The organism is Escherichia sp. AM3 (assembly GCF_032029835.1).
Lineage (GTDB): Bacteria > Pseudomonadota > Gammaproteobacteria > Enterobacterales > Enterobacteriaceae > Escherichia > Escherichia coli.
The window spans coordinates 1-990 of sequence record NZ_JAVUPQ010000381.1 but is presented as its reverse complement, the minus strand read 5'-3'; the positions used below and the strand labels follow the sequence as shown (position 1 = coordinate 990).

The window sequence follows — 990 nt, the reverse complement described above, 5'->3', positions numbered from 1 at the left end:
GTCATCATCCTTTCCAGAGTCTTGTATTGGATAATAACCACATAGGTCAAAAGCATATGAGTGCTTGCAGTAACCATGCTTAGTAACGAGCACAGCTCCATCATTCAATGAATCGAAATCGGTTATGTCCATGATAGCTATTTCTTTTTTCCTATGGCTATTACTTGCCTCGATTGTCGTTTTTTCGCTTATGGGCTGTGTCATTTGTAAGTGTGATCGGTGATCATAGGAAACATTTTGTGAGACCAACTTTCTTCCAGACCATCGAGCGATGCTAAACTCATCCATGCCATTAATTTGAGAAAAAGTATTCAACAGATGCCTTAATTGATGAGTTCTAATAGAATAGGGAATACCATCCTCATTTATATAGCCGTGTCTTTTGAACAGGTTTGTTGTGCCTTTAATACTTGCAATAGCATTAATATCCATTCTAAAAAAATCAGCAGTGGGTCTGAAAAAAGATGTAAAATATTTTCTTGTCTTCTGACACAGTTGCCTGTCAAATAAAAGACATAAAGCATTTGAATATTTAATTCTTTTTTCCTCATCATACCAAGGAAAATTCTGAGGCTTTGTGGTAACGAGTGCATATTTGGATGACTCAGTGCCTTGGGCTTCCATTGTTCTTGAGGCAGACCTTGCATGGTTGGACAGTTTTTTTAATCGGGCTATCGCCTTTTGAGCTATAGGGACCATTACTGTAGGAATCCATTTGATATCCCCAGCATAACCCTTTGCTGAAAAAAATCTTAGACCATATCGTTCAATGCCTTTGTCATCTTTTTCAGTAAACTCACAATCCGCTGGAAGACTTAAAATTTCTGAAATTCTTCCAGGAGCACACATGAGTAGTGCAAGAACAGAAGTAGTGAAAATGTCCCTTGTAGACAATTGGTTTTCATCTTTTGAGAAAATCTCAGCAATAGCTATTACGGATTTTATGTCTGGTAGTTTTGAGTGTCCTTCGAGTGAAGGTTCATAACCTTT

The 990-nt window shown here is 37.6% G+C and carries 1 pseudogene; it reads right to left on the bottom strand.

Features of this window, described 5'->3' with window-relative positions:
• A pseudogene (locus tag RTW80_RS26020) lies at positions 1-990 on the bottom strand (DNA-binding protein); the annotation flags it as partial.